This is a genomic window from Leptolyngbya sp. FACHB-261, from assembly GCF_014696065.1.
Lineage (GTDB): Bacteria > Cyanobacteriota > Cyanobacteriia > FACHB-261 > FACHB-261 > FACHB-261.
Genome location: NZ_JACJPL010000015.1, coordinates 26717 through 49877 on the forward strand (window position 1 = coordinate 26717; position 23161 = coordinate 49877).

20 protein-coding genes are annotated in these 23161 nt (G+C 52.2%); 8 read left to right on the plus strand and 12 right to left on the minus strand.

Annotated features, from left to right (window positions below):
* Nucleotides 1-24 precede the first annotated feature (24 nt).
* On the minus strand, nt 25-402 hold the full coding sequence (locus tag H6F94_RS06285) for a hypothetical protein (RefSeq protein WP_190801373.1): 378 nt from the start codon (nt 400-402) through the stop codon (nt 25-27).
* Nucleotides 362-1777, minus strand: coding sequence for an aspartate ammonia-lyase (locus H6F94_RS06290; RefSeq protein WP_313949232.1), 1416 nt, complete (start codon nt 1775-1777; stop codon nt 362-364). The genes H6F94_RS06285 and H6F94_RS06290 overlap by 41 nt, the downstream gene beginning before the upstream one ends.
* A gap of 307 nt (nt 1778-2084) precedes the next feature.
* On the opposite strand from H6F94_RS06290, the gene H6F94_RS06295 reads away from it, so the two are divergent.
* Nucleotides 2085-3095 carry a glycosyltransferase gene (locus H6F94_RS06295; protein ID WP_190801374.1) on the plus strand — a complete coding sequence of 337 codons (1011 nt, stop codon included), beginning with the start codon at nt 2085-2087 and terminating at the stop codon, nt 3093-3095.
* A gap of 159 nt (nt 3096-3254) precedes the next feature.
* Here H6F94_RS06295 and H6F94_RS06300 read toward each other — a convergent pair whose 3' ends face one another.
* On the minus strand, nt 3255-3689 hold the full coding sequence (locus H6F94_RS06300; protein WP_190801375.1) for a transglycosylase SLT domain-containing protein: 435 nt from the start codon (nt 3687-3689) through the stop codon (nt 3255-3257).
* A gap of 203 nt (nt 3690-3892) precedes the next feature.
* Between H6F94_RS06300 and H6F94_RS06305 the strand changes: the two genes are divergently transcribed.
* From H6F94_RS06305 to H6F94_RS06315, 3 genes are all read left to right on the plus strand, one after another.
* Nucleotides 3893-4042, plus strand: a complete 150-nt coding sequence (locus H6F94_RS06305; protein WP_190801376.1) for a hypothetical protein — start codon at nt 3893-3895, stop codon at nt 4040-4042.
* Between the two features lie 565 nt (nt 4043-4607).
* Nucleotides 4608-5204 (plus strand): SGNH/GDSL hydrolase family protein, encoded by a 597-nt coding sequence (locus H6F94_RS06310; protein WP_190801377.1) that lies wholly within the window; start codon nt 4608-4610, stop codon nt 5202-5204.
* Between the two features lie 47 nt (nt 5205-5251).
* Nucleotides 5252-5980 (plus strand): esterase family protein, encoded by a 729-nt coding sequence (locus H6F94_RS06315; RefSeq protein ID WP_190801378.1) that lies wholly within the window; start codon nt 5252-5254, stop codon nt 5978-5980.
* Nucleotides 5981-6069: 89 nt separating this feature from the next.
* Here H6F94_RS06315 and H6F94_RS06320 read toward each other — a convergent pair whose 3' ends face one another.
* Both H6F94_RS06320 and H6F94_RS06325 read right to left on the minus strand, forming a co-directional pair.
* Nucleotides 6070-8454, minus strand: coding sequence for a pentapeptide repeat-containing protein (locus tag H6F94_RS06320; protein WP_190801379.1), 2385 nt, complete (start codon nt 8452-8454; stop codon nt 6070-6072).
* Nucleotides 8455-8692: 238 nt separating this feature from the next.
* Nucleotides 8693-10174 carry an ammonium transporter gene (locus tag H6F94_RS06325; RefSeq protein WP_242041033.1) on the minus strand — a complete coding sequence of 494 codons (1482 nt, stop codon included), beginning with the start codon at nt 10172-10174 and terminating at the stop codon, nt 8693-8695.
* 764 nt (nt 10175-10938) lie between these two features.
* Here H6F94_RS06325 and H6F94_RS06330 point away from each other — a divergent pair.
* On the plus strand, nt 10939-12591 hold the full coding sequence (locus H6F94_RS06330) for a 2-isopropylmalate synthase (protein WP_190801381.1): 1653 nt from the start codon (nt 10939-10941) through the stop codon (nt 12589-12591).
* A 227-nt stretch (nt 12592-12818) separates the two neighbouring features.
* A complete protein-coding gene (locus H6F94_RS06335) occupies nt 12819-13289 on the plus strand; it encodes a hypothetical protein (RefSeq protein ID WP_190801382.1) in 471 nt (156 codons plus the stop codon).
* Here H6F94_RS06335 and thrC read toward each other — a convergent pair.
* Nucleotides 13213-14310, minus strand: a complete 1098-nt coding sequence (gene thrC / locus H6F94_RS06340) for a threonine synthase (RefSeq protein WP_190801383.1) — start codon at nt 14308-14310, stop codon at nt 13213-13215. The genes H6F94_RS06335 and thrC overlap by 77 nt on opposite strands.
* A gap of 215 nt (nt 14311-14525) precedes the next feature.
* Between thrC and H6F94_RS06345 the strand changes: the two genes are divergently transcribed.
* Together H6F94_RS06345 and H6F94_RS06350 are read left to right on the plus strand one after the other, a co-directional pair.
* Nucleotides 14526-14765 (plus strand): hypothetical protein, encoded by a 240-nt coding sequence (locus H6F94_RS06345; protein ID WP_190801384.1) that lies wholly within the window; start codon nt 14526-14528, stop codon nt 14763-14765.
* 197 nt (nt 14766-14962) lie between these two features.
* Entirely contained in the window at nt 14963-16018 is a 1056-nt protein-coding gene (locus H6F94_RS06350; RefSeq protein WP_190801385.1) for a fatty acid desaturase, read from the plus strand.
* Here the strand turns inward: H6F94_RS06350 and cobD are convergent.
* From cobD to pilM, 6 genes are all read right to left on the minus strand, one after another.
* Nucleotides 15993-17132 (minus strand): threonine-phosphate decarboxylase CobD, encoded by a 1140-nt coding sequence (gene cobD, locus H6F94_RS06355; protein WP_190801386.1) that lies wholly within the window; start codon nt 17130-17132, stop codon nt 15993-15995. The genes H6F94_RS06350 and cobD overlap by 26 nt on opposite strands.
* 164 nt (nt 17133-17296) lie before the next feature.
* Nucleotides 17297-17734 (minus strand): non-specific DNA-binding protein Hbs, encoded by a 438-nt coding sequence (hbs, locus tag H6F94_RS06360; RefSeq protein ID WP_313949247.1) that lies wholly within the window; start codon nt 17732-17734, stop codon nt 17297-17299.
* 224 nt (nt 17735-17958) lie between these two features.
* The gene (locus H6F94_RS06365; RefSeq protein WP_190801388.1) at nt 17959-20334 is read right to left on the minus strand and encodes a secretin GspD/PilQ domain-containing protein; all 2376 of its coding nucleotides are present in this window, start codon (nt 20332-20334) and stop codon (nt 17959-17961) included.
* Between the two features lie 111 nt (nt 20335-20445).
* Nucleotides 20446-21198: a hypothetical protein gene (locus H6F94_RS06370; RefSeq protein WP_190801389.1), complete on the minus strand. Its 753-nt coding sequence runs from the start codon at nt 21196-21198 to the stop codon at nt 20446-20448.
* Nucleotides 21195-21953 carry a PilN domain-containing protein gene (locus tag H6F94_RS06375; protein WP_190801390.1) on the minus strand — a complete coding sequence of 253 codons (759 nt, stop codon included), beginning with the start codon at nt 21951-21953 and terminating at the stop codon, nt 21195-21197. Before H6F94_RS06375 ends, H6F94_RS06370 begins: the two co-directional genes overlap by 4 nt.
* Nucleotides 21954-22026: 73 nt before the next feature.
* Complete coding sequence (pilM, locus tag H6F94_RS06380; RefSeq protein ID WP_199320249.1) at nt 22027-23094, minus strand: type IV pilus assembly protein PilM; 1068 nt, start codon at nt 23092-23094, stop codon at nt 22027-22029.
* Nucleotides 23095-23161 lie beyond the last annotated feature (67 nt).

Below are 23161 nucleotides of genomic sequence, written 5' to 3' on the forward strand. Positions count from 1 at the left end.
TTTATAGGCGTAAACGCTGAGACTTCAGCGCGTGCGGGCCAGCGCAGTGATGCGGCGAACATCTTTGAGCACACCTTCACCCTCTAATTCAATACCCGGCCTAATCTCGATCTTAAGAACATTTTTAGGATTGATGAACAAAGTTTGTTCAGGTAACTCTAAAATCCACCAATCTTCTCGCAAAAACTGGCGCAAATTTTGCTTAACCTGCTGGGGCAATTGAGATTCATTGGGGTCTTGAATACTGAAGGATTCGTGCTGACCATTGACGTAGTGGAAGACAATTTCCATCAAATCTGGTTTGCGCATGGTAGCTAGACCCTCTGAGAGTGAGTTGGTAATCGGTCGCGTTGGTTGGTGATCAGGATAGCGGATAGGCATCTCGCGGTGGATGCAGCTCACTCATTTCCTCTAAATTCAACACCTCAGCCAGCTGAGCTTCATCTAGCAGTCCTCGTTCGAGGACAATCTGACGCAGAGATTTGCCGGTAGCCAGGGATTCTTTAGCCACATCGGCTGCATTGAGGTAGCCGATGTGAGGATTGAGGGCCGTGACTAGCGCCAGACTGCCTTCGGCGTAGGCTCGGCACCGTTCGCGCTCGGCCTGAATGCCAACCACACACCGGGTTGCTAGGGCCTCTAGCGCGTTCCCCAGAATTTCAATGCCGTTGAGCAGGTCATAGGCAATCAGCGGCATCATCACATTCAGCTCTAGCTGACCGGCCTGGGCAGCCAGGGTGATCGTGGTGTGGTAACCAATCACCTGAAAGCAAACCATGCTGGTCATCTCAGCCATGACCGGGTTGTACTTACCAGGCATAATGCTCGATCCAGGCTGAACCGGAGGTAGTTGAATCTCTTTAAAACCGGTTTTCGGCCCTGAATCGAGCAGGCGCAGGTCAGCGGAGATTTTGGCGCAGTCCTGAGCCAGATTGCTCAGCGCTCCTGAAAGATTCACGAATGGCCCCATGCTTTGCATGACAGCCATTAGATGTGGCGCAGGACGCAGATGACGGTCGATCAGATCAGAGAGCTTATGGGCAACGCGCTCGCAATACTCAGGGTGGGTATTGAGTCCAGTTCCCGCCGCACTCCCACCTAGACCTAGCAGAGCTAAATCCTGAGCGGCAGTTTCGATCCGGCTGCGGTGGTTGGCCAGAATCTGCGCGTAAGCCCGGAAGTTTTCGCCTAGGCGTACGGGGACTGCATCCTGAAGGTGGGTACGCGCTGAGCGAATGACGTCGTGGAATTCCTCGGACTTCTGATCGAAGGCGCTGATCAGCTTGGTCAAAGCTGGGTAGAGGAAGCGGTTGAGGGCAAGCAGGCCACCAATCCGAATGGCCGTAGGGATAACGTCATTGGTGGATTGGCCGTAGTTGACGTGGTCATTGGGGCTGATGCGCGTGTAGTTGCCCTTGCGGTCACCTAGGAGTTCCAGGGCACGGTTAGCCAGCACCTCATTGACGTTCATGTGGTGCGAGGTGCCTGCCCCTGCCTGATAAATATCCACCACGAATTGATCGCGCAACTGCCCAGCCAGGACCTCATCAGCAGCCTGGGCAATGGCAAGGCCAACTTCATCAGGAATGCAATGGAGGTCCCGGTTGACTAAAGCTGTGGCTTTTTTGATTAGGGCACAAGCGTCGATGTAGACAGGCAAAGGCTTGAGACCACTGATCGGGAAGTTTTCGGTAGCCCGCAGCGTTTGGATACCGTAGTAGACCGAGTCGGGAAGCTGGCGCTCTCCCATCGAGTCTCGTTCTGTGCGATAGCTCACGATTGCCTCTCCTGACCTCCGAACCTCTGAGAATTAAAGCTATCAGGTTCTGAGGGTTCTTAAGCTGCTGTCTGCTCAGATCAGCGTTACGACTTCAAATTTGTTTTTTTGATTAATCTCCCTGACCAACAAAATCAATCTAGTAAAGTGCAGTGTTCATTAATAAGGGGATGGCCGTATTTTGCCATCTTTGACCAAGCACTATTTCGTATAAGTAGCTGAGCTAAGTCACACACAGTGCACTTTAGCTTGATCGTGGGCTCTATCTAACGAACGTGTTTGGCTCATTCTCACCCACCCACTTATTATGAATAGGCGACTGCCGCCAGTGTACTTTTATATTCCTAAAAGTGACTGGCCTAATAATTTCCCGGAAAACGCCAATGTCTATTGGCGAGGCTTTAGCTGGGGCGTCTTTTGCTGGACACTACAGACCTATTTACGCCTTAGAGAGTTAGATTTCCCCTGTGAGTTAGTCGGCATGATGCCCAGTGAGGGCATTGTCCTAGCCCATCGAGACTCACTCCCCTACCAGCTAAGGCCGAGGCCAAAGCTTCTACTTGTTTGCCTTAAAGCAGACCGGGAAGCGCATCCCTTCGCTCAGTTGCATCTAGTTCAAAACCCGAAGGAAGCTTCAAATTCACGTTTCTCTAACAGTCGGCATTACATGCCCCATTGGCCCCAGCCCGGCTTAATTCCACGGGATTCAGGCCGATCCGAGCGGTTCGAGAACATTGCTTACTTAGGACACGAAGCTAACTTGGCCCCGGAGCTACAAACACCAGCCTGGCGAGAGCAACTAACAGCGCTGGGCTTGCATTGGTCAATTGTGGAGCGCGAGCACTGGCACGATTACAGCCAGGTTGATGCAGTCGTAGCAGTTCGCCGTCTGGGCCATCAGGGAGACTCGCAACATTGGAAGCCACCCTCGAAGCTGCTTAACGCTTGGCATGCTGGAGTACCTGCAATTCTAGGCTATGAATCTGCCTTTCAGGCTGAGCGCAAAAGCGAGCTTGACTACCTAGAGGTTGGGTCAGTGGATGACATTTTGGCCGCCCTTCAACGGCTGCGCAACCAACCGGACTTGCGCCGCGCCATGATTGACAATGGTCGGTGCCGCGCTGAGGAAACTCAGGCGGCAAGGCTGGCGACGCAATGGCAGAGATTTATCACTGAGGTTGCAGTCCCAACTTATAACCGCTGGTCTACAGCCTCTCATTGGTCACAGCAATCCTTCCTTAAGCGCCGAATTTTGACCACTAAAGTGAGTGGTATGCAACACCGGATACAATCATTAGTCTTACCGAAGAGAGCCTAAAAATTTTAGCCATAGCTTAGTCATAGCTGTTAGGCATAGCTGAAGAACAAACTCAGTTATTGTTTAGTGTTTAGAGGGAGGCTAGTGAGCACTAGCTGCCCTCTAAACAAATTGGAATTTTACAGGTTGAGCAGCATTACCCGCCTTGCCCTATGGAGCTTATTGGCTTCGGTATTTTTCCAAAACCGCTAGGGTGTAGTTAGCAACACTGGGGTAAACTTGACCGTTGTAGAATTGAGGAGTCGTGGACTCGTAAAGATTCGGATCCCCGCTATACCACTGAGAGGCAACCCTGCGGACACTCTCTTCAGGTTTACCACCGCTATCTCTGAGAGCGCGTTGCCAATACTGAGCGAGCTTGTAGTCAATGATTTGAGTTTGCAGTTGAGGATTTTTCAGAAACTCCTCCTTAGATATGGAGTAGCCCAGGGCCTCTTCTGACCAAGCCTTGAGGTTCTCAGGCATGACCTGTCCTATACCAAGTGCGCCAGAGTCACTGTTGACAATCCAAAAATGGCCGTTACTCTCTTGCTCAATGATCGCATTGCGCAATGCAATGGTCGGGTTAGCAATAGGTTCAGGACTGCGAGGCAACGGTTGCGCTCTTGAGGAGGGCCCTGCGGATAAGCTGACCTTCGCTAATAAAGGGAGAGCGAGGGCCAAAGCAACTATCACCTTAAGCAGGCTTCGATGAGAGTTACCAACAGCTTTAGGCTGTTTTGGCTTAGAGGTTGGCTTAGCCGCGAGTTGGCTAGCTAAGTAGAGGGACTTCAGCTTGTACTCTAGCCGCGTTCTAAATGGATGGGCGAGTTGAGGCTGCGATCGGTAAGCAGGAAGTTGAGAAGTTGGATTGTGGGGAGATGGCTCTAATCGGCTATTGGTCCAATTTACTCGAAGTTGCCGAGAGGCAGGAGGCAGTGGGGGCAACTGAGGCAGCATCGGTTTAGGATGCTGTTTTTTGAATCTACTTCGAGTTAAATCGCCATACCAATAGTTAGAGATTACATCTCCCAATCTATGTTCTGGTTCCATGCCGTACATCATAGATCCATTTTGGCCCCCTTGCACATCCCCCGAAAGGAGGTGCCAAGTTTAAACAGCATGCATTATTTTCACTACACACAACTGATATTACTTTCGTTAACGGCCTCATCCTTACTTCACTCTTAAGAGTGACAACAGCCGCTAATGGCTAACTCATCGCCCCCTCAGTTCTACTAACAGAAGGCTTTTAAGCTTCTTTCAATAGTGCTCAAGCGGACTTAATTAGCATGCTTTATATCAAGGCTGCCTAAAGGCTGAACCTTGCCATTAGCCCATTGAGCACGGGGCTGGCTAGCTGCTCCGGTTGTCAGACGCAGCTAAATGTGGTGCAATGAAGCAGCCTAAATACTCATCAATACCTTGATGGTTTCGCTAGATATTCTTGAAAAGTATTTTTGAACCAGGCTGTAGAGCCACTCTATACTTTGTATCTAGGCTTTGTATTGTCGATAACAGAAGGAAAGCATTTTGGATTGGTACGAGGCTGAAGTCAGAGCACTTGAGAAGTCCCTTATTACAGTTCCACCCCAACCGGATGTAGTCGTTTTCTATGGCAGTTCATCGATTCGGCTCTGGGACACCCTGGCTTCTGACTTCAAAACCATCCCAACGCTCAATCTTGGCTTTGGCGGCTCGACTTTAGCAGCCTGTGTTCACTTTTTTGAACGGTTGGTGGTCCCATGCAAGCCGCGTTCGCTGGTGTTCTACGCAGGCGACAATGATTTGGGAGATGGTCAGCCGCCCGAAGCAGTTGCAAACTCGCTGCGCGCTTTACTGCAGAAGACAACTCAATATCTAGGGGAAATTCCATTTGCCTTTCTGGCGATCAAACCCAGCTTGGCCCGTTGGTCCTTAATCGAACGGATCCGGCAAACCAATGAATTGAGTCAGGGGGAGCTGGCTCAACGGAAATTTAGCTATTACATCGACACCTTTCAACCAATGCTCGGAGATGATGGCCAACCACAGCCAGAATTATTTGCGGCAGATGGTTTACATCTGAGCCCTACTGGTTACCAAGTCTGGACACAAGTGCTTTACGAGCATCAACAACAGATTTTTTAATGTATTCTTAAGCCAAGCTTCTGGGGAGTGTTGTACTCTTACTCAGCATGAGCAGGGAATACCACAAGTGGTTCAGTTCCAATCTAGATCGGGACATGGAGCTATTGGTCTTTGGCCATAGTGGCGCCAGAGTTTTGGTGTTTCCAACGCGGGCAGGCCGTTTTTTTGACTACGAAAACTGGGGCCTGGTACGTTCACTGCAACAGCACCTGGATAACGGCTGGCTACAACTATTTTGCGTCGACAGCATGGACGCAGAGAGCTTTTACTGTTTCTGGAGCCCACCGCAAGATCGGATCAAACGACATCTTCAATATGAGCAATACATTCTCGAAGAAGTTTTGCCCTTTACTGAGAAGAAAAACTCCAGCCCTTTTCTGATCTCTCACGGCTGTAGTTTAGGCGCTTACCATGCCGTCAATCTGGCCTTTCGTCATCCACAGTTGTTTTCCAAGGTTGTTGCTTTTAGTGGCCGCTACGACTTGACAATTTCCGTAGGCAGCTTTCGCAGTCTATTGGATGGACACTACGACGACGCAGTTTACTACAACACGCCCAGCCATTTCGTCCCTAACATCACCGATCCAGACTTGCTCGCCCTACTGCGGCGCATGGAGATTACGCTGATCATTGGTGAAGAAGATGCTTTCTTCGAAAACAATCGCCAATTCAGCGACGTTTTGCGGACCAAAGACATTGAACATCAGTTTTATGTTTGGCGCGGCGAGGCTCACAGAGCCCGTTATTGGCGCCAGATGGTCCTGCATTATTTGTGAGGTTCGGCGGTGAGTCTCAGCTTTGAGTTGAGGACTATCGGGGAATAGGCAAGCTTTCTATTAGGTCCACGGTCATGACTAGCCATAACTCAACCTCCATTACTCAACTGCCCTTGCAAAGCCTCTGGAACATTACGGGCTAACTCCAACCCTTTGGCCCCTTCCCACTTAGTTTCGTCATCCCAAATAATGCCTGCCAAATTAGCGCCACTCAGATTGACCTGAAAGAGGTCAGTGTTGCAGAGGTTCACACCAGTGAGGTTTGCACTTCGGAAACTAGAACCGCTGAGATTGGCACCACTCAAGCTAGCGCCACTGATATTGGCACCATTTAAACTAGCTCTAATCAGGTTCGCGCCGTTGAGGTTCGCACCACTCAGAACTACCCCCCAAAGAACTGCCCCGCTCAGATTGACATCACTCAAATCGGCACCTCTAAAGCTGGTACGAATGAGATAGGAGTTACCTAGATCAACACCACTGAGATCGGCCTGGCTCAAGCTGGCTCCTCGCAAACTGGCTCCTCGCAGATTGGCTCCCCACAGGTTAGCTTGAGCCAGCTCTGCGTCGCTTAGGTTTGCATTGCTCAGGTTTGCGCCAATCAAGCTCGTACCCGTCAGATTGGCCCCAATCAAGTTAGCACTACTCAGATCAGCACTACTCAGGTCAGCCTGGCTTAAATCTAAACCAATGAAATTCACCCCTCTCAAGTCAGCTCTGTTCAGATAAATACCTTGAAGATAGGAGCCGACAGTGTGGACAAAGGCTTGCGGTTCGATGCAATGGCTGTAGCCAATCAGCCGCAACACTCGTGCAGGATCAAAATTAAGATTCTGTCGACCGCAGGGGTAGAAGAAGATCTTTTCTCGAAGTTGGTCTTGAGCCTGCGCGTAGCGGTGCAGTTCTAGCAAAAGAATAAAGCTGTTGAGCCCTGCATACAAGTCAACCTGTCGTTGCCCAATCACCAACTTCTGCATTTTGAGCTGGCGCATTTTTCGATGGGCTAAATTCTGCTCCAGCGTCTCAGCATCGATAAACTCACCCTCACACCAACGGAAGTAAAAATTCTCCAAACGCCGGAATAGAATTTCGATTGCTAGCTCTGAACTTGCTTCCAGAGTTGCCAGCAACTGTTCCACAATTTCTGGTAGCAAAGGCCCAAAACCTAGCAGATCGTAAAGTTCCCAGTCCATCTGCTGGTTGGAGACAAACAAACTCTCCCCCTCAGCTTGCTCCCCCCAGTTCTGCAAGCTTTGCTGAGTCCTTTGAAAATACAGAAATTCGCCAAAACTGCGATGACCCAACTGTATTGAAGTTGCTGCCAGAGCAGCAGAGCTGGGATGCAGTTTGACCCAGGTACTTCTCAGCTCAGTCTGCGAGTGTTGCAGAAGTTGCAGCCAATCCCTTGTGCTGCCCTCCGGTTGCAAACGTTGCTGCACAGCAGCGAGTGGAATAGACGCTTTACCCAGTTGTACAGCCCACAGCCCTGCTTCACTCAGCACAGGCTCTATCGTCCCTGTGGGTTTGGTATTTGGACTAAACCAGTGCTCGGCTTGTTGCAGGGACCACTGCCAGGATTGTTCATAGAGCAAAGCCGTGGCTCTGGCGGGACTAGCACTAGCAAACTGCTCAAGGTTCTGCTCAATCTGCACAGGATTATCTCGATGCAGAGCTGCTAAAAGATACAACAACAGAGGCTCTGTCGCCAATTTTTGAAGCGTTTCCGGACAGCGTTCCTGCAAAAATTGTTGTAAGGCCAACGCTGGTTCAGAGCCAACCAGAGAACGCCAGCGGCTGAACCATTCGGTTTGGGCTTCAGCCTCCATCGGCACGATTTCCACGCGCTCTAAATTCGACGGGAGCCAACGTGCCAGATTTTGTAAAACCGCAGTTCTACTCGTCAGTAAAACTCGATGGCTTTCCTGACGATTTTCTGAACAGAATTGTTGAAATTCACCAATCTGTTGCAGCAGCGCTCTCAGGAGTTCGCCATTCGCTGCGAAGGGTAACTCATCTAGACCATCCAACAGAAACAAAAAGCGGCTATCAGCCTTGGCCAACCAATGCTCGTCTTTCGCAAACTCCCAATCGAGTCCTGAGCGCAAAGTCGTCTCAAAATTAGACCCAATACTTTGCAGATTGCTCAACTGAATCACAATAGGAGTCCAGGCTGGATACCAATGCTGTCGGACCCAATTGGCAAACAGTTTGCAAAAGGTGCTCTTGCCCCGGCCAGTTGTCGCTTGAATGAGCAGAACTTGCTCCTGCTGACTGGATTTTTGCAGAGCTTCCTTGACCCAGCCTTCCAGGTCGAATGTTGTTGCCGATTCGTCTACTTTGCCTGCAGGAGTTACAGGTTTCGCGGCTAAAGGGACATAGAGATCTTGCAGAGTGAAGCGCTCAGCGAAGATAGATTCGCCAGGATATGTGGCAATCTCAGCTGCCTGGTAAGCTTCTACACTCTGGTTTTTCATCTATCTCACTCCTGGATGTCAGCTAAGTGCCCTGATTTCTGTGCCCTGGTTTCAGTGCCTTGGGTTCAATGCCTTGGTTGAAGAATCATAGCGCTAGGAGCGATTGCACTAGCGTTTGAAGACATTCTAGAAGCCTTTAAGATTCGCCAAGAAGATCCCGACAACCTAGCAACAAAAAGCCCTGCTGCAATTCAACAGCAGGGCAGATAGAGGTTAAACAGCCATATTGGACACTTGTTTAGTCAGGGAAGCCTCTTACACTCGAAGCCTTGCCGAGGTTGCCACCCTCCATGATTGGAGCGTCTGAATCAACTTCGGTCGCAAAGCCGCTGTAGGCCACCATCCCATGCTCGCCGAGATCCAGACCCTCGTACTCTTCTTCGGGCGTCACGCGCAGACCCAGCACTGACTTCAGGGCCAACCAGGTGATGCTGCTGAGCGCCACGGACAGAGCCCCGACCATCAGAATGCCAATGATTTGAGCAAACAGCAGTTTGCTACCGCCACCGAAGAGCAGACCATTGCCCATCGCCTCTGGAGCCCAGGGAGACTGTGCAAACAGACCCAGAGCCAAGGTGCCCCAGATCCCGTTGACCAGGTGAACCGAAACGGCACCCACGGGGTCGTCGATCTTGATGCTGTCAAAGAAACCGACTGCGAAAACGACCAGAACGCCACCGATCGCACCAATGATTACCGCACTACCCGCACTGATGAAGGCACAACTAGCTGTCACTGCCACTAGACCAGCCAAGATGCCGTTAATGATCATGGTCAGGTCAGGCTTCCCAAACTTGACCCAAGCCACAATCGTTGCTGCGATAGCACCCGCCGAACCACCCAGGTTGGTGGTTAAGGCGATGTGGCCGATCAGATTAGCATCCAAAGCCATGGTCGAACCGGGGTTAAAGCCAAACCAACCCAGCCATAGAATCAGACAGCCCAGAGTTGCCAAACCCAGGTTGTGACCGGGCATAGCCACAACTTGACCGTTGACATAGCGACCCAAACGGGGGCCGAGGAAGTAAGCTCCCATCAGCGCGCACCAACCGCCGATCGAGTGCACTACGGTGCAACCGGCGAAGTCCCAGAAACCCCACTGAGCCAGGAAACCGCCGCCCCAGATCCAGTGGCCGCCGATCGGGTAGATCACGCCGACGATCACCAAGCTGAAGATCAAGAAGTCAATGAACTTAATTCGCTCAGCCACAGCGCCGGAGACAATCGTTGCTGCTGTTCCAGCAAACACGAGTTGGAAGAAAAACTTCGCAGTCAAAGGAATACCAGTCCAGCTTAAAGCGCTGAAAACACCCTCATAGGCATCAGCAGTCGCAGGACTGTTGTCTGCTCCCGATAAGAAGAAGCCATTCAGTCCAATGACTGGACTGCCATCCCCAAACATAAAGGCGAAGCCAATCGCCCAATAGGCAATGGTTGACAGCGCAAATACGATCAGGTTCTTGGACAGAATGTTGACGGCATTCTTGACGCGGCACATGCCGGACTCTACCAAGGCAAATCCAGCGTTCATAAAGAACACCAAAAAGCCAGCGAACAGAGTCCACATGGTATCTAGGCCAACCTTGAGACCTGCCGGGGTAGCGTAGTCGATTGTGGCTGCATCCTGCGCCCTGACGCTCCAGCCCCAGCCAACCCCAATCAGAATCGCTAGGGGGATGCAGTATTTCCACTCAATGACCAAACTCTTCCAGTAGGTCATCAAACCAGTAGTTGAAGCCGAAGCTCTTCTCGAAGCGAGGCTGTCTCCCCGACTGGGGATTCTCCTCTTTGCTGGACTATTCCATCTCATAGCGGGGCTTACCTTGCGGGAAATCTCAGAGAAAACTTTGGCTGCATCCTAGTTTTCTACAGAGGCATCAAGTGTATCGGTAACTACAAAACTGGGTTTTGGGCATACATATCTGCTCGAATCTCGAAACCCGGAGTAATATGTCACGCTTTGAAGGCCATATGTGTGAACTTTTCAACCCTAGAGCGGCGGCTACCAGCATGAAGGGGTAGCCGCGCTGGTCCAAGCAGCAACAGTAGCCGCTTGAGCCGAGCCAGTTGTTTGAGCCCGAGTAGCGCAGCACCAGACAGGGCCAGCAACCTGAAAAATCCGAACGGTAAACACTGCTTTAACAGGGGATTTACCCGCGTACTCCCTCTCCGCTCCGTGCGATTTTCACTTTGCAGGTTATGGAGAATAACGTTGAGCTGAAGCCTAGCTGTCTGGCACCGCAAGCAGTGTACCTACAGCTATCAAAAGAGGCTCTAGAACATTTGAACAGGGTCAAGTTTTGCACCTGTAGATAGAGGAATTGAAGCAGTTGCTTCCTAAGAGCGCCTTATCCTCGCTTAACCCTTCTCCAGTAATGCTTGATTAACTGCTTTAGAGCTATCTCTATCAAGCTCAGTCTGACAAATGAGCGCGATAGGATATTGAAAGTGCCCACCCCAACTTAATCTTTGAGTTTTTGAGCTATGGATACCGCTGCGGTTTCAGTCCCTGCCCATTCGGATCGGGTCATCTTCTTCGACACTACGCTGCGCGACGGTGAACAATCACCTGGTGCAACGCTCAACGGCGAAGAAAAGCTGGTAATCGCCAAGCAACTGGCCCGACTAGGTGTGGATGTGATTGAAGCCGGGTTTCCATTTGCTAGCCCTGGCGATTTTGAGGCGGTCCACAAAATTGCTGAAGTGGTTGGCACTGAAACTGGACCGATCATTTGTGGTCTGGCCCGTGCAACCAAGCAGGACATTGACGCCGCCGCCGCCGCTGTAAAGCCTGCTGTCCGCAAGCGAATCCATACCTTCATTGCCACCTCCGATATTCATCTGGAGTTCAAGCTTCGGAAGACCCGGGCTGAGGTGTTGGCAATCGCTGAAGAAATGGTGACTTACGCCCGATCTCTAGTCGAGGATGTCGAGTTCTCACCCGAAGATGCAGGCCGTTCTGACCCCGAATTTCTCTATCAGGTTTTGGAGCGGGCCATTGCCGCCGGTGCCACCACTGTCAACATTCCTGACACGGTCGGCTACACCACTCCTGAAGAGTTCGGGGCCTTGATTCGAGGCATCAAAGAAAATGTGCCCAACATCGATCAGGCTGTTATCTCAGTCCACTGCCACAATGATTTGGGTTTAGCAGTTGCCAACTCCCTAGCAGCCATTAAGAACGGTGCCCGTCAGGTCGAGAGCACGATCAACGGCATTGGCGAACGGGCCGGCAATGCGGCCCTCGAAGAAATGGTGATGGCCTTGTACGTGCGGCGCAAGTTATTCAACCCGATGTTCGGTCGCCCCGCTGACTCAGAAGTGCCTCTGTGCAACATTGACGCCCAACAGATTTATAAGACCTCGCGCTTGGTTTCCAACCTCACCGGCATGTTGGTTCAGCCTAACAAAGCGATTGTGGGAGCCAATGCCTTTGCTCATGAATCTGGCATTCACCAAGACGGAGTGCTGAAGCACAAGCTGACCTACGAGATTATGGATGCTCAATCCATTGGTCTTTCAGAAAACCTGATTATTCTGGGCAAGCACTCTGGGCGCAATGCCTTCCGCACTCGGCTCAAGGAGCTGGGCTTTGAGCTATCCGAGCAAGATCTCAACAAGGCTTTCCTGCGCTTCAAAGAATTAGCTGACAAGAAGAAAGAGATCTCTGACTGGGACCTCGAAGCAATTGTCAATGATGAAGTGCGCAGCTATCCGCAAGCCTTCCAGCTAGAGCATGTCCAAGTTTCTTGTGGCGATCATGAATTGCCCACTGCTACGGTCAGGCTCCTGATGCCAGATGGCCAAGAACTCACGGATGCAGCGGTAGGTACGGGTCCAGTAGACGCCGTTTACAAAGCGATTAACCGGCTCGTCGATGTGCCTAACGAACTGATTGAGTTCTCGGTCCAATCGGTGACGGCTGGAATCGATGCGATTGGTGAGGTTACGATTCGTCTACGCCACGAGAATCGGGTGTTCTCGGGCCATGCTGCCAATACCGACATCATCGTTGCCTCGGCTCAGGCCTACACAAACGCCCTTAACCGGCTGCACTTTACCCTCGCATCAGCTCCGCGGCAGTCACCTCAGTCTGCTACCCATAGTCTCGAAACCCCATCGAGGGCAGGCGTTTAGCGTTTAGCACGCGTACAGCATCAGGGTCAGTTGCGGCCCCTCTTGGGTGCAAGTTGTATGCAAGGGCAAGGGGGCTGCAATGAGGCTCATTTCCACATGAGGCAGGGCAAAAGGTAGGGTGCTTAGGCTCTGCCTCATATGCCGTATTCCCAGCCTGAAAAGGCTAGACTCAGAGCCAAGTGCTGTCCCTTCTATTGTGAGAGCGCTAAGTGCAGTGGTGACCCGCCATGAATCATTCCGAGACTGCGCCAGATCAAACACCCCCTGAAGACTCGCAACGTTGGCGTCGGCTCTACGAGGCGGAAGCTGAACAGCGGCGGCGCGAGACGCAAGCGCTACAAGCCCAAGTAGCCGCCCTAAAATCAGAACTTACTTTGCGTAAGTCTCAAATTGATCCAGACCCTGAACGGGTTCGGCGCTTGCAGCAGCAGGTTGCTCGCCTACAGGACCCCGTCAAACTGCAACGCTTATTGGTAGAAGCGGTGACCGAATGTGAGCGGTTGCGCCTAGCCCTTAGCCAAGAACAACAGGCACATCGTCAGACCCGCGACAGTCTAATGAACACCTTAGTTGATGCGATGGCTGAACTGCGCAATCGCTCTGAGGCACCGGACCCGCAGTCTAAAACCCCATCACCTGCGCCACCGCCGCCAAGCTCGGCTCAACCCCTTGATAGAAATGGGCTTCAGCGTGCTTGATCGCACTATCTGGATCCTTCAAACCGTTGCCTGTCAGCACACAAACAACGCGAGCTTCCGCAGGAACTTGATCTTTGACCTTAAGTAGGCCCGCCACCGAGGCAGCACTGGCAGGCTCGCAAAAAATTCCTTCTTCAGCGGCTAGCAAACGGTAAGCATCAAGGATTTCTTCGTCGCTGACCGCGCCGAAGGCCCCACCACTTGCCTCTTGCACAGCGAGCGCTCGCTGCCAGTTCGCTGGGTTGCCAATGCGGATAGCGGTTGCTAGTGTCTCCGGATGCTCCACAATCTTGCCCAAGACAATCGGGGCAGACCCAGCCGCCTCAAAGCCCATCATGCGAGGTAATCGTGCGGCTAGGCCTTCGCTGTGATACTGGTTAAAACCCATCCAGTAGGCCGTAATGTTACCAGCATTGCCTACTGGGATACAGAGCCAGTCGGGCGCGTCACCTAGGGCCTCGACAATCTCAAATGCGGCTGTTTTCTGCCCTTCCAGACGATAGGGATTGACAGAGTTGACCAGCGTGACTGGATATTGAGTGGCTAGCTCACGCACCATTGCCAACGCTCGGTCAAAACTGCCGCGAATAGCAATGACTTCAGCCCCGTAGAGTAGCGCCTGAGCCAGCTTGCCCAAGGCGACATAACCCTCCGGAATCAGCACAAATGCCCGTAGACCCGCCCGCCTAGCGTAGGCTGCTGCTGCTGCTGAGGTGTTCCCCGTACTGGCACAAATAACCGCTGCGGCTCCAGCCTCCTTGGCCTTAGAGATGGCTAGGGTCATACCACGGTCCTTGAAGCTGCCGGTTGGATTGAGACCATCATATTTCAGCCAAACCCGGACACCTCGCCCGATGCGAGCAGCAATTGCTGGGGCAGGAATCAGCGGCGTATTGCCCTCATGCAGCGTCACGACAGGAGTCTGAGCACTCACAGGTAAGTAAGCTCGATAGCGCTCGATCAGCCCAGGCCAGCCGTGAAAAGCAGATGCAGTTGCGGGTTTAGAGGGACTAAGAGTCATGAGACCGGGCAGGAGACAGCCCTTAAGGGGCGCGAGACAAGAGACTGCTGTAGTTTAGCCCGATTAGCCACAGTCCTTTGTGCAGGGAACTGCCGAAAGGCATGATATAGGCAAAGTCTATGCAAGTCCCAGAGCAAAGTTTTAGAAAACTGATTGTTAAAATACGTTGCAGCCAATCAGGTTAGAATAGCCGCCAGACTTGAATTGCTATCGCAATGAACCTTTCTCGACCTGCAAACAGTACTGAAGCTTCTGTGCAAAAGCCCATTAACTCTTCAACTTTACAGTTTGGTCCTCGTGCTGAAGCTTCTGAGCAGCCTAAGCTGCTGCCAACCCACCGCAGTATTGCGGTTTATCAGGAGTCGATTCAAGCCGAATTTCTAACCCTGCAGGCGGAAACCGACTCCTTACTCAGGAAGCTGCAGAGCTTAAGCCGTTCTGCTGCGCGGACTTAGAACCAAGCCAAAACGTCGGCAATCTTCTCTGGCTCTGGGTCTCTCCAGCAGATAGGCGTTGCTATGAGGCTTGGGGATTCTAGGCGTGCAGGTAGCCTAAACCTGCTAGGTAATTTGTCTCTGGATTAGGTGGGAGTTATGAGGTAGTCCCTACTCTTGCCTGTTTCATCGTGTGTGTTTGTCGTTTGGAGCTTTGCATGACTGTAACCCCGTCTGTTGCCCTGACCGCTGCCAGCCAGCCGGTTTCAACTTTGCCGGAAGGCACTCGCCTAAGAGATATTTTGAACACGCTGCCCAAAGAGTGCTTTCAAAAGGACGTGCGAAGAGCCTGGTTTCGTCTGGTGTGCAGTGTTGTCGCTGTCGCCCTGGGCTACGTGGGTTTGGTAGTTTCCCCCTGGTATCTATTGCCGTTGCTATGGCTATTTACTGGCACTGCCTTAACTGGCTGGTTCGTCGTGGGACACGACTGTGGGCACCGCTCGTTTGCCAAGCAGCGCTGGCTCAACGATTGGGTGGGGCACCTGATGTTTCTGCCTCTGCTCTACCCTTTTCACTGCTGGCGACTCGGCCATGATCAGCATCATGCCCATACCAACAAAATGGATGTGGACAACGCTTGGCAACCGCTACGCCCAGACTTGTATGCAAAACTGCCTGCTGGCCTTCAGGTTGGTTATCAAAGTCTGCGCGGTCGCCTATGGTGGCTAGGCTCGATTATTCACTGGGCAGGCGTTCACTTCAACCCCGCTGAATTCGCTCCCAAAGACCGGAACAGTGTGCGGCTGTCCATTGGCGTGGTGCTTGTGGCAGGGCTAGTGGGTTTGCCATTACTAGTAGCAACCACAGGGCTATGGGGCCTAGTGAAGTTCTGGTTAATGCCCTGGCTGGTATACCACTTCTGGATGAGCACCTTCACCCTCGTGCACCACACCGCTCCGCAGATTCCTTTTCAGGAAGCAGCTAACTGGGATGCGGCTCAGGCCCAGTTGTCGGGTACAGTGCATTGTGCCTATCCTCGCTGGGTAGAGTGGTTGTGCCATGACATTAATGTGCATGTCCCCCACCACATCTCAACCGCAATCCCGTCTTACAACTTGCAGTTAGCTCATCGCCACTTGCAACAAAACTGGGGACCTTATCTTCAAGAAACCCAGTTCTCTTGGCAGCTCATGCAGCAAATTACGGATCGCTGCCACTTATATGAGCCTTCTAATTACTACCAGTCTTTTAAGGAGTTTGAAGTAAGTCGTTAAGTGCCGCAGTCAGGCGCTGATTCTCCGGTTGGGTGCGCACGGCAACTCGAAAGTAGTGCGCACCCAACTCTGGAAAGCTCAAACAATCGCGAATAATCAGACGGTACTGCTGAACCAGTCGTCGTTGTAGAGCAGGAACCGGCTGCTCACTCTGAACCAGAAGAAAATTAGCCCTACCTCGAAACGTTTTGAAACCGGGTAGAGCATCTAGAGATTGTTGCAATTCGGCACGCGCTTGCGGAAGCCAATGAAGCGTCTGCTGCTGAAAGCTGTAATCCTGCAGGACTGCCTCAGTAACCCGTTCTGCTAAGCAGTTGACTGGCCAGGGGTCACGCCATTGTTGCCAGCGTCTCAAGGTCTCAGGTTGAGCGATCGCATAACCAATGCGCAAGCCTGGTAGGCTGTAAAACTTGGTCAGAGAGCGAATCACTACAAGGTTAGGGTAGTGCAAAACCTGAGCCACCCAGCTCTGATCAAGCTCCGGCGGCAAAAAATCCATGAATGCCTCGTCCACCACAACTTGGGCCAGCTGCGATAACCACGGCTCTAAGCTAGAGCGCTGAAACAACCAACCGGTAGGGTTATGCGGATTATTGAGCAGCAGTCCTACTTTGGTACGAGGGCCTTGTGTTTGTAGAGGCGCGAAGTCTGGAAGTTGCTCTGTCACCTTGAAATCTAGAGGCAGGCGCACCAAATTAGGTTTAGAGCCACTAAAAGCACTGCGCAGAGCCCGCTCGTAGTCCCCAAATGCTGGGACCACCAGGCCAACCGCATCCAGACTTGACAGATCCCGAGCCGCCCAGGTTAACAGCTCCGCAGCCCCGTTGCCAGGCAGTACCCAGTCAGGGGACGGCAGTTGATGATAGGCAGCGACCGCTTCACGAAAGCGGCGGTAGGCAGGGTCTGGGTAAGCTTTGAGCGCTGTCAACCCGGCTTGGAGGGCAGCGAGAGCTGAAGCCGGTGGTCCTAGAGGGTTGATGCTGCTAGAGAAATCTAATAAATCTTCCGGTGCACACTTTGCTAAGTGGGCTGCCCATTGCAGGTTCCCTCCATGCTGCGGATGTTCTTGTCCAGAGTCTCCACCTACACCAACTAGAGACGAGTTGCAGCACATCAAGATTTAGCGGGGTACCACGATTAGAACTATAGATAATAGCGTTCTATTTATGAATTAGAACTTAATAAAAATCTGCCCGTTCGGGCTGGGTTACTTGACTTTCCCAGCCTGTGCAGGCAGCTATTGGTACTGCTGTAGCTTTTGTCTGCTTACAGAAGCACTTATTTTTTCTTACCCGAGACAGGAGCAGGCTTCTCCTCTTCTGCTGGAGCCACCTTCTCTTTGAAGAGCTTACCTGCACTGAAAGCAGGCACTTTGGTTGCAGGGATCTCCATTTTGTCCCCTGTTTTAGGATTACGGCCTTCTCGTGCTTTACGCTCCCGTGATTCAAACGAGCCGAACCCGACTAGGGTTACTTTATCTCCACTCGAAACTGCCTCCACAATTGCTTCGAGGGCGGCAGTCAAAACCGAATCCGCTTCTTTTTTGGTGACGCTAGCTCTTTGAGCAACGGCATCCACCAGTTCTCCCTTATTCATGGCAGCCTCTTTAAAGATTCCTCGCGCGTGTGGCTTTGTCTGAGTAGTTGACCTGCGTAGTTTCGAGTATCGTTTTAGGGTTGCTAAAGGCTGAAACTTCCACAGGGTCTCGTTTCCAATGCCTCATTCTAATATCAACTTTCGGTATCTGGATCCTCAAAACCTTTAAGATATGTGGATTTTCCCGTTATAGGTCTCTCAGCATAAAGAGAGAATAAACGAGTGGGCTGATATCTTTAACTATCTCGACCAGTTGTTTTGATCAATCAATATACGAAAGTCCCCCTTCAAGTACGAAGGGGAACTTCTAGAAGTTGAACTTAACGAATTAGTTCAGCTTAGGCTTAGCTCTGCGGAGTTGATGGTTGTGCTGGGGCCTGGGACTCACGGTTCTGCGCAGGTATCGTTTGGGTGTTACCGGCTGGGCGAACGCTAGGCTCCCGGCGTTGTCCCTCTTCGATCAACCGTCGAACATCGGGGTCATTCGGCTGATACTGATAGCCAGCTGTGACGATATCAGAATCCTCCACGATATGAGGCGTGATAATCACTACCACTTCACGACGAGTCCGATTAGTCGTCGTGCGCCGGAACAAAGCGCCCAACAGCGGGATATCCCCAAGAATAGGAACTTTGCTGACTGTGTTCTGATCGCTATCGTCAATCAGACCGGCCAGAATCAGAGATTGCCCATCGCGCACCCGGACTGCTCCCGTGGACAGTTGGCGCCGCTGAATGAGCTGAATGACGTTGGAGGCATTGCTGCTGCCGCCCGTATTTAGCGTGACCGGTACAGAAGGGGCTGACACCACTGGGTCTACGTACATAGTGACAAAGCCGTTGTCATCGATCTGAGGCACAGCAATCGCCAGAATAATACCAACCTGGACAATCTGAGCGGTCACCGTCTCAGTATTCAGCGATGTGGTTGACCCCGCAGTCACAGTCCGAATAATGTTACCAATCACGTCCTGGGTAACGTTTACCCTTCCCTCTGACCCTTCCTGAATCACCAAGGTTGGATCGGTCAGAATCTTCGCTGTGCCATTAGAGATTGATGCGTTGATCGTGGCATTAAACGCTGGGATTGGCGAGAAGTTGAAGTTAACGTTGTTACCAGTTGTAGGACTGCCAATGTTTTGGTTGATGTTCCCGACATAATTCCCAACCCTGAATTGGAAGCTAGTTCCCAAGTCACTGGTGTTATTAACCGCGACATCAACAATTCGGACTGACACCGCCACCTGACGCCTGCGTGCATCTAGTTGAGCTAGGTAGCTAGAAGCCACATTGACGATATTGGGTGTACCAATCAGAGTCACTGTATTGAGACGAGCATCAGCAATTACCTGCAAGCCCTGGAGTGGCTGACCACCACCAGCTAAGGCTAGCAATTGCTCCCGCGCCCCTCTCAAGGTTGCAGTCCGATTGGTCTCATAAGCATCACGAACAATATCGTCACCGCCTGAAATACTCAGGGTGCCACCCTCATCGCGTTGAAGGGTACCGCTTTCTAAAGTCGCGGGGATCTGGTTCAGACGATAGGTGCGCATCACCAAATTCTGCACCGCAGTCGGTAAGCTAGACCCTACAAAGATTGTGTTGCCGATTCGGTTCGCTTGTAGCCCGGTTACTCTCAACACGTAGTTGAAAACATCCTGAACAGTTTCGTTCTGGATACTAGCGGTGATGACCGCCTGGCTTGCCGGACGCCCTTCCGCTGCTGCTGTCGTTGTGGTGACCTGGCTTGCACCTGTTTGGGTGACAACAGTTTGCACAGGAGTGCCAGGAACATCTTCCGGCTCCCGGAAAACAAAGCTTAAGCCAGAAGTATCAGATAGAATCTGCAGAACGTCGCGGACAGGAGCCTCACGAAGGACTAAGCGTCTAACACGAGCCTGACCGGGGCCGCCTAAATCCAAGGTGTCTGCAACCAAATTAATATTGCCAATTGCAATATCCCCAACTGGAGGCGGGACTGCTCCAGGTTGAAAGGGGGGCGCGGGTTGAGGAGTATTGTTGGGCAGAGGAGCATTCGGTTGGTTAGGACGCTCTGCCTGAGCAATGATTCGCCGTGCCTGAGCCGCTATTTCTGGAGAAGGCGCTACTTCAGCAGGTCTGGCAGCCGGTTGATTAGGCTGATTAGCAGCAGGCGCAGAGGTGGGAGCAGCAGGCGCCGCTACTGATGGAGCCGATGGTCTAGCAGGTGCCTGAGCAACCGTATTCGCTGCGGTTCCCACATTTGCCGTTGCTGGATTAGGCCTGGGTGGTACTGGCAAGGCAGCGTTGGAACTCAAGAGCCGATTTGCAGGTGCTGCACTAGCCAGGCTAAAGACAACCTCACCGTTAGGGCGCTGCGTCACCGTACCACTGGGCGGCTGTTCAGAGCCGGTGACCATGATTCGAACTCGGTCTTCGCCCATCGGGATTGCATAGACCGAGGTAATACCAGGCGCAGGGTCACTCTGCCGATACTGCCCACCGCCACTGGCTAGCTTCAAGCTAGAACCTGTGAGATCAGCTACCCAGGTATTGCCCTGACGCGAGGTACTAATCTGGGGCCTTTCCTGTCCCTTGAGATCCAAGCTCAGTTCTAGCCGGTTGCCAGAGTTGGAGAGGCGAATACCTGTGACCTGCGAATCAGCAGCCCAGGCTGGTAGGCCAGCTAAACCAGAGCCCATACCAACTAACAACCAAACTAACGGACCGGACAGCTTCATGGTCAACTCCTCACCTAACACAAGAAGGGATTTTATTCGCAAGGGGCTCACAGAGGACCGGGGGTCATCCACTAAGTTCCGCTAAGGGGGACTAGTAAAAACTAGAACGATTTAAGGGCTGGGGGCTGGGCTAGCATTAGCATCAGGAGCTGGGCTAGCACCAGGTGCAGGCGTCTGTCCAGGCGCAGGCGTAGCAGCAGCTTGGGCTGCTATCTCTTCAGCGCTCAGCGGGACGTAGGCAACCAGATTAAACGTTGCCCTGAGTAGACCAGCACCTGGAGGCTGGTCTACTGGTGTCATGTTTAGACTCTGCACTTCAGTCAGAGTCTGTAGCCGTTCCAGATTGCGCAGCGTACTCAGGATCTCACCAAAAGTTCCCTGAATCTCCACCGTAAAGGCCTGTTCCCGCACTTTACCGCCTAAGGCTGGGTTAGCGGGAGCCTGGGGATCGGCTGTGACTGGCACATAGCGAATCAGCTGTGCGCCACTCGACTCAACGATTTTGCGATTGAAGTCGAGTAGCAAAGTAGAATTTACAGCTTTCTCATCTGAGAACAGTCCTAGAACTTGCTGATTCTGCGCCCGAGCCGTTTGGATGTCCCTGCGTATCTGGTCAATATTTTTCAGACCCTCTCGCTGGGCGTTAACTTCTTGCTCAGTCGTGTCGATCTGACTATTGATCTGACTAAGTTCTTCAAATTTAGGCATTGTGTAGTTAGCTGTGAAATAGGCTGTCAACCCCAGCCCTAGTAGACCCAACACAACACCGCCTACAGTTGGCGTAATTTCTACGCCAAAAACTTTGGTTGGCTCCCTTTGAGGAACTGTCTCCCGGGAGGAGATAAATTCACCTGTAGCAGTCATTGATTAAGAGCTCCGATTTCCTGAATGGTTCTAATACGTTCTACTAAGCCGACTGCGCCCTGACGCTGCAAGTCGGGCAGCAGTTGAGAGGCGGGTTTGTCGTTAAGTGCACTTCTAATTTCGTAAGAGATAGCCGGATTACCTGTCCTGGCAGCATCCTGAGCCCGTTCTACCTTAGTCAGCTGGGTTTTTTGAGGGTCTAGAAATGGCGAGTTTTGTACGGCCAACATTAGATCGCTCACCGGGTCAAACTGCACAGCCTGGCCGGTTAGAACCAGAGTATTGTCCGGCTGCTGCGCGATGCCTCTAAGCTGGACGCCGTTGGGAACGCGACTGCGAAGATCTTGCAGTAGAGCTGACCAAGGTTGAATCTGGTCAAAGACTCCCACTAGGGCTTTGGTTTGCTCACGAGTTTGCTGTAGTTCTTGCGTGAGCTGAGCCACTTCCTGCTGCTGCTGCTTGATCTGCTCCTGCTGTTGCTGCAGATCGGCTAGGACTTGCTGGCGAGCGGCAATGCGAGTTTGCGCAACGATAAAGGTTGCCAGGCCTAGACCAACAAAGATAGCTGCAACAAGTGCGCCTAAAGCCAAAGGCCCCAGGGTATCAGCCCTAGGTGCAGCTGCCTTACGGACCGGAGAATCACTCCGGAAATCAGCTCGGTCTTGAAGAAAGTTAATGTCCAGAGCGTACATGAGTAGTTCCCAATTGGCAGTCCCAGTTTGGTCGATCAGCAGCGGAGAGGAGCCAGAGAGCACGCAGACCTGCGAGCTAGTAGACTTCGTTCAGAATGTACACACGCTTAAGACCATTTCATGCAGATTCACCGCTTTAAAGTTCCCGAAGACCTAAACCCAGTACCACACCCAAGCCTGGCCTGCGGCTGGGAAGGATTTCTTCGGGGCTGAGCAGAGATAGCGTCGAGACAGGATCAATCTGCTCGGTGGGTAAGCTCAAGCGTTGGCTGAAGAATTCATCGAGCTGGCCTAAGCCACCTCCAGGTCCAGCCAGAAGCAACTGGGCAATTTCCAGATTTTCTCCCTGAGTTAGGTAGAAATCGATAGAGCGCCGCAGTTCATCTGCCAGATCTCCCAGGATGCGCAAGATTGCTGCCATACCAGGGTTGCCTCCCTTCGCTGCGGCTCCCATCATGCCACCACCGTCAGCAGGCGAGAGAGGAACAGTCATGTTTTGCAGCATATCGGTGCTGCGCGTAGGCGGGATATTCATCGCCCGCGCCAAGGCGCTCTGAATCTGGAACGTACCGATGGGAACTGTCCGAGAGAACTGGGGGACTCCATCAATGACAATACTGATCTCGGTGTTATCGAACTCAATATCGACAATCGCCACCGCTTCCTGCGGAGAAAATTGCCGCAGCTTCTCACGAACGGTGCGAATCAAGGCAAAGCTAGAAACCTCGATTACATCCACCTGCAACTCGGCCTGCCGGAAGGTATCCAAGTACGACTCTGTTGTCTCCCGCGAGGTTGCTACTAGCATGACCTCGACTCGGTCGATGCCATCCTCGTCGCGGGTGATACCCAACTTCTGATAGTCGACATCCGCCTCTTCGCGTGGGAAAGGCAGATACAGAGCAGCCTCCTGATTGAGCACCATCTCGCGTAGCTCTGCGTCATCTAGCTCAGCAGGGAGCTTGATTAGACGGTTGACAGCCACGCTGACGGGAACAGCCGTCGCAACCCGTTTGGTGGTGATCTTGTGCTCTGCCAAAGTTGTGCGTAGTAGCTCCGCCAGGGTTAGAGGATCGGTAATTCTGCCTTCCTCAACTACACCTTCCGGAACCGGTGCCGAAACCATATTGACTAATTTCAGTCCCTGATTCTGACGACGCAACTGGACGATATTAATCCGCTCGGACGTTATTTCAACGCCCATGCCTTTACCGCTCTTTACAAACAGATTCCTGAGAGAGTTCACCACGGGCTTACTTCAATTGCGACAG

Bases quoted from the DNA above. Each gene is read 5' to 3' on its own strand.
- H6F94_RS06325 (WP_242041033.1), bottom strand. From the start codon at position 10,174: ATGACCTACTGGAAGAGTTTGGTCATTGAGTGGAAATACTGCATCCCC.
- H6F94_RS06370 (WP_190801389.1), bottom strand. From the start codon at position 21,198: ATGACTGCTACAGGTGAATTTATCTCCTCCCGGGAGACAGTTCCTCAA.
- H6F94_RS06315 (WP_190801378.1), top strand. From the start codon at position 5,252: ATGAGCAGGGAATACCACAAGTGGTTCAGTTCCAATCTAGATCGGGAC.
- pilM (WP_199320249.1), bottom strand. From the start codon at position 23,094: ATGGGCGTTGAAATAACGTCCGAGCGGATTAATATCGTCCAGTTGCGT.
- cobD (WP_190801386.1), bottom strand. From the start codon at position 17,132: ATGTGCTGCAACTCGTCTCTAGTTGGTGTAGGTGGAGACTCTGGACAA.
- H6F94_RS06295 (WP_190801374.1), top strand. From the start codon at position 2,085: ATGAATAGGCGACTGCCGCCAGTGTACTTTTATATTCCTAAAAGTGAC.
- H6F94_RS06305 (WP_190801376.1), top strand. From the start codon at position 3,893: ATGGATGGGCGAGTTGAGGCTGCGATCGGTAAGCAGGAAGTTGAGAAG.
- H6F94_RS06350 (WP_190801385.1), top strand. From the start codon at position 14,963: ATGACTGTAACCCCGTCTGTTGCCCTGACCGCTGCCAGCCAGCCGGTT.
- H6F94_RS06320 (WP_190801379.1), bottom strand. From the start codon at position 8,454: ATGAAAAACCAGAGTGTAGAAGCTTACCAGGCAGCTGAGATTGCCACA.
- H6F94_RS06345 (WP_190801384.1), top strand. From the start codon at position 14,526: ATGAACCTTTCTCGACCTGCAAACAGTACTGAAGCTTCTGTGCAAAAG.
- H6F94_RS06335 (WP_190801382.1), top strand. From the start codon at position 12,819: ATGAATCATTCCGAGACTGCGCCAGATCAAACACCCCCTGAAGACTCG.
- H6F94_RS06330 (WP_190801381.1), top strand. From the start codon at position 10,939: ATGGATACCGCTGCGGTTTCAGTCCCTGCCCATTCGGATCGGGTCATC.
- thrC (WP_190801383.1), bottom strand. From the start codon at position 14,310: ATGACTCTTAGTCCCTCTAAACCCGCAACTGCATCTGCTTTTCACGGC.
- H6F94_RS06365 (WP_190801388.1), bottom strand. From the start codon at position 20,334: ATGAAGCTGTCCGGTCCGTTAGTTTGGTTGTTAGTTGGTATGGGCTCT.